Genomic DNA, 5,321 nt, shown 5'->3' with positions numbered 1-5,321 from the left:
CGCCAGCCACACCTGACGCTGCATGGTCTCGCCCATCAACCCGGGCAACGCCACCAACCCACGGTCGAAGCTGCCCATGTAGTGCGGCAGCAGGCCAATGCACGCGCCGCAACGAATCATCTCCAGCATCAGCGAATAGGCCTGCACTTTCACCACCGCCGCCAAGCGCTGTTCGACCACGCTGTTCCAGGGTTGCAAGGCCTCGACCTGCACATCCGGCTGCCACTGCACCAGCATGTAGTCATCCAGGTCTTCCACACTGTCCGGGCGCGTGGTCAACCGCGAATAGCGCTTGGCGATATGCGGCAAATACTGCAAAAGCGCCAGGCGCCGCGGCGGCTCGGTGGCAAAACTCGGCCCAGGTACCGGCCCGTCGGCATCCGACAGCCATAACACCACGTCCACATCCACCGCCTGCAACGACAATTGGCTGTCGATGGAGATGATCTCCAGACGCACACTGGCATTGCGGCGCAACAACGCGATCAGGTCGCGGCCGAGGATGTCATGCAGGATCGGCTCAGCAACGGCCAGGCGTATCAGCGGCTGTTGCACCATCACCGGCAGGCGCCGCTCGCGAGCCAGGCTCACCAGTTGCGCTTGCAGTTGCAAGCCGTCGCGGCTCAGCGCCAAGCCATTGCCTTGATAGCTGAACAGTGAACGGCGCAGTTGCTCTTCCAACTGCGCCAGGCGCTTGCGCAACAGCGTGGCCTTGATATTCAAACTGCGCGCGGCTTGCATAAAACAGCCACACCGCGCGCTGACCAAAAAGTAGCGCACCACCTCCGGCTCGATCTCCTCTGCCAGGGCCAGCCAGGTGCTGCGCGGCTCGTTTGGCGCGCGATAGGCTGCAGCCCCCTGAGGGCCGGACGGTTCTAAATATGCCATGGGAGACTCCCTGTCGTGTCGGTCGATACATCCAGTGCCAAGCCAGGCCGGTGTTATTCCAGCACCTTGTTCAGCTCGGCACCGTCAATGCTCAAGGTCGCGGTATTGAGCATGCCTTCCAGGTAGGCCTTGGCGATCTGTTCCTGGCGTTGGGCGCGCAAGGCTTGGGTGAGGCGTTCGCGCAGCTCATCAAGGCTGGCGGTGCGTGCCGGTTGCTGGCCGGTCAGTTTGAGCACATGAAAACCGGCCGCGCTTTGCAGCGCATCCGACACCGCGCCGACTTTGAGGCGCGAAACCACGCCACGTACTTCCGGCACCAGTTGCTGCAACGGTTGCAACCCGGAGTCACCGCCTTGTTGAGCGGTGCCAGGGTCCTGGGAATATTGCGTGGCCAGGGCGGCAAATTCAGCCGGTGCAGCCTGGGCCTTGCGGCTCAGTTCCTGGGCCTGGCGGCGCACGCTGTCGAGGTTTTGCGGGTCATTGACGGCGAGGAAAATCTGGCTGACCCGGTACAACGGCGGCGTCATCCATTGGGCATTGCCGCTGTCGTAGGCCTGCTGCAATTCAGCCGCGCTGGGGTAGTCGGCCGGCACTTGGCTGACCGACAGCATGTAGTCACGGAACACTATCTGCTCAGTGGCGGCGCGGGTCTGCTGCTCCACCTCCGGGCGCTGGCGCCAGCCCTGGGCATCCGCCTGTTCGAGCACGGCTTTTTGCGCCAGGCGTGAACGAATCCAGGCTTCCAGTGCGCCACGGTTGCCGCGCAGTTGTTCGCGGGTTTCAGCCGGCAAGCCGGCCAATACGCGTTGCAGTTCAGGCAGGTCGATCTGCTGGTTACCCAGGCGCGCCACCGCCGGGCCTGCGCCTTCGGTGTTCACGCCCGGCGCCGGCTGCTGAGCGGCGACCGGGTCAGCACCCGGTCGCAGACTCAACCCTACCGCCACGACCAGCAATGTCAGCGCACCGGCGCCGACCAGCAGGGTTGGTTTTTTCACAGGACAGGCGCCTCTTCATCCACCGGTGCTGCGGCCGCCTGGGCCTGCAATTGCGCGGCTTGCTGGCTGTAATCGCGCAGGTACACGATAAACTCCTGCAGCAGTCGGTCCCACAATTCCAGTTGGCTGCGCAGGTGCGCGGCGCCCACGCCGGCCACCACCACGTCCATTTCCATCAGCAAAAATTCACCCTGCAACGACAGGCGGGCAAAGCGCCGCGAGGCGTTCCACACCTCGGCCAGCCCCTTGGGCAGTTCACCTTGTACTCGCAGCGCGCAGCTGTAGGTGAAGTCTACGTAGCTGCCCTGCTCGGCCGCCGCGTTACCAAAACGCACGGCAAAACCGATGCCCTGGCTGGCGCTGAGCAGTTGCACGATGCCGTTCTGTTCGGTCTGGTTGACCCGGTAGCCGGCTTCCTGCAGCAACTCGGTGAGGCTTTGCGGGGTGACGCTGGAGATCAGTTGAACATCGCTCATAGTGTCTCTTCCTTGTTGATCATTGATTAAGGGCGGTGTGCGGAGCATCAAACCGATTAAGGTATAGCTCATCTCCAAAACCCTGGGCCAGTTCCTCGAACTTGACCCGCGCGCTGCTGGCGAACGGCTGGCGGATGCTCATCACCTCGGCCACGTCGATTTTTTCGTAAGCCGCCAGCAGTTGCCGGGCCACGCCGTACATCTGTTGATTCTTGGCTGAACATTGCTGCACTTGTGTGTCACGTTCGCTCAGTTGCGCCTGCAGGCGGGCACGTTCGGTTTCCTTGCCCTTGGCCAAAACCAAGAGCTCGTCATAGGCCTTCTTGAACTTGCCGATCTGTTCATTGCTCGCCGTCACCTGGGCTTGCGCCTGGCTGTGCAGGCTCTGTTGCTGGCCGGCCAATTGCTCGGCCGCACCCCGGGCCTTTTCCAGCTCGGCCGTCAATTGCTTGATCTGCGCCTGGGCCTGCTTGGCCTGTGCTTCGGCGGCGATACGCGCGGCACTGGCCTGGGCCTGCTCGCTTTGCAACGCCTGCAACTGTTGGGTGGTGCTACGCAGTTGAGTGCGCAGGCGCTCCTCCATGCCTTCGGCCGAAGCGCCCGTGGCCACCAGCACCAGCAACAGCCCGCCTAAGATTCGCGTGTTCATGTGGCATCTCCCTGCGCATCAAAAGCGCGTGTTGAGTTCCAGTTGCATCACATCCACTTCAAACGGCGCGCCATACACTTCGGAGGCGCTCAACCAACGGGCGCTGGCGTAAATGTTCTTGTCGATGCCGTAGTTGCCGCCCACGAAATAGCCCTTGGCGTTGGTGCCGCCCAGGTGAAACGAGGAATCATTGAAACCATCCGGCAAGGCGTCGGGCTGGATGTATTTGTAGCCGGCCAACAGGTTCCAGTCGCCGCGCTTGCGCATCTCGAACGCGTTGCCGAGGGTGAACTGCACCATCGCCGCATTGCCGCCGCTTTCAAACTGGCCCTTGCTGTTGATGTTGTTGACGATCTGGCCTTCGCTGCGCTTGAGCATCTCGCCCTTGTCGTAGGCCAGGTTGTGGATGTAGTTGCCTTGGGTGCGCAACTTGAAGTCGCTGGGCAGCTCGGCGTCCCAGGCCAGGTTCAGGTCGAGCACGTCGAACTTGGAGGCCAGGCCCACAAACTGCGGCTGCGGGGTCAACCCAGGTGTGGCCGGGTTGGGGGTGATATCGCGCAGCAGGAACACGCTGTTGCCCTTTTGCATAAAGGCCAGGCGCGAGCCGTCGCTGTCGCAGGCGGGTTGGCCGGCCCACGGCCTGCACGGGCTGGAGCGTTGGCCTTCGATATCGTCGAAGTGGTAGTACGCCATCGCACCCTTGAGGCTGTTGCTGCGGTTGATCTTCCAGTTGGCGCCAACCTGGCCGCCGAACAGCCATTTGGTGTCGCTGTCTTCCTTGTCGAAACCGTTGCTGCTGGACGCGTCGGAGGTGTACTCCACGGGGAATACGCCGAGGGTGCCGAATACGCCCCACTCGCTGTTCAGCGCATGGTTGAAGTTGGCCGCAATACCATCGAAGTTCAGGTCCGGCGAGTACAAAATGTCGGTGGAATAGAACGGGTTGGCGAAACGCCCGGCGGTGAGGGTCACGTCCGGGGTGGCTTTCCAGCTCAGGTAACCCTGGTCGAGCCAGATGTCCTTTTTACCGAAGCCGCCGCCCAGGGTCTGGGTGGTGGACACCGGGTTATTGTCCGAGCCGGTGCCGATGCGGATACCGGCGGTCCACTCCGGCGTAATCAGCGCTTTCATGCCCAGGCGAGCGCGCAGGCGAAACAGGTTTTCGCGGTCTTTATTGGCGTTAAGTAATGGCGGCAACTTGGTGTTGGTGTCTTTGTTGACGTCATACGGGCCGCTTTCATTGAGCTTGGCGTAGTCGACGATTTCGTTGCTGTTGTTGCCCGAGAAGTAGCGCGACTCGTCACGCAGGCGAATATCGCCGTCGAAGCTGACACGCGACACCCAGTCCGGGAAAGTATTGGGCTGCGCCCAGTTTTCCTGCTTGGCGGTGGCCATGACTTCGGCCTTGACCTGGTCACGGATCTGGTCACGCACCGCTTGCGGCACGTACTGCACGCGCACATCACCAGGCGCCGCCGTCGGGCCGCTGGCAACCACCGGCGCAGCAGCGGCTTGCCGGGCCTGCTGGGCTTGTTGTTCGGCCTGGGCGATCAGCCCGTTGGCGGCGTCCTGGGTCAGCACACCTTGCTGCACCAGCAGGCGGATCAGGTTGATCGTGACGTTTTCCGACGGTGCAACCGGGGCAGCCGTCGCCTGGCCAACCAGGGTCGCGATGACCATGCCGACCGCCAGGGTCAGTCGATTCACGGGGGAAATCATGTATACGCAACTCCTGTAAAAACCTGCAAGAAATGGGTGTGATCAATCCGGGTGTCGGCCCTTGAGCGACAGGCGCACCGGCATCGTCACGGCTGCTGGAACGCGTTGTGTGGCATGGGTTGCACGCAAGGCGGCGAGCACTTGCGCGTCGGTCTCGGCATCGCCGCTGGACTTCACCAGCTCTGCACGCACAACCTCGCCTGCGGCGCTCAGCCACAAATCGGCCTGCACCGCATACGCCTTTTTGCGTAACTCGGGGTCATCCCTCAGCAGCCGTTGAAACAGCCCCGCCAGGTACTGTTTGTAGGTGCCGGTGCCCAAGCCGCCGCCACCGGAACCGGCCATGCCGCCGCCCTTGCCGGCGCCGATGTTGAACGCGTCGTTGCCGGACTGCGCATCGCCATCGATCTGCATCGGGTTGGCCAAGTCATCGGCGGGCGAAGGCGGGGCTTCTTCCGCCGGCTTAACCTCTTCGGGCTCAGGCGTGGGCACCGGCTCCGGGATTTTTTCTTCAACCTTGGGCTCGGGCTCCTTGGGTTTTTCCGGTGGTGGTGGCGGTGGCGGTGGCGGCGGCAACGGGATAATGGTCGGCAC

The 5,321-nt window shown here is 62.7% G+C and carries 6 protein-coding genes; all 6 read right to left on the bottom strand.

What is annotated here, in order from left to right:
• The coding region (locus FEM54_RS23595; protein ID WP_138453345.1) for a LysR family transcriptional regulator at nucleotides 1–888 on the bottom strand (888 nt) is incomplete at its 3' end.
• A 53-nt stretch (nucleotides 889–941) separates the two neighbouring features.
• The gene (locus FEM54_RS23590) at nucleotides 942–1,883 is read right to left on the bottom strand and encodes a peptidylprolyl isomerase (protein ID WP_138453344.1); all 942 of its coding nucleotides are present in this window, start codon (nucleotides 1,881–1,883) and stop codon (nucleotides 942–944) included.
• Nucleotides 1,880–2,359, bottom strand: coding sequence for a YbjN domain-containing protein (locus FEM54_RS23585; RefSeq protein WP_099549256.1), 480 nt, complete (start codon nucleotides 2,357–2,359; stop codon nucleotides 1,880–1,882). Before FEM54_RS23585 ends, FEM54_RS23590 begins: the two co-directional genes overlap by 4 nt.
• 19 nt (nucleotides 2,360–2,378) lie before the next feature.
• Nucleotides 2,379–3,008, bottom strand: coding sequence for a hypothetical protein (locus FEM54_RS23580; RefSeq protein ID WP_017139641.1), 630 nt, complete (start codon nucleotides 3,006–3,008; stop codon nucleotides 2,379–2,381).
• A gap of 18 nt (nucleotides 3,009–3,026) precedes the next feature.
• Entirely contained in the window at nucleotides 3,027–4,727 is a 1,701-nt protein-coding gene (locus FEM54_RS23575; RefSeq protein WP_099549255.1) for a putative porin, read from the bottom strand.
• Nucleotides 4,728–4,769: 42 nt separating this feature from the next.
• The coding region (locus FEM54_RS23570; RefSeq protein WP_138453343.1) for an energy transducer TonB family protein at nucleotides 4,770–5,321 on the bottom strand (552 nt) is incomplete at its 5' end.

The organism is Pseudomonas edaphica, assembly GCF_005863185.1.
GTDB lineage: Bacteria > Pseudomonadota > Gammaproteobacteria > Pseudomonadales > Pseudomonadaceae > Aquipseudomonas > Aquipseudomonas edaphica.
This window is presented reverse-complemented; position numbering and strand designations above follow the sequence as displayed.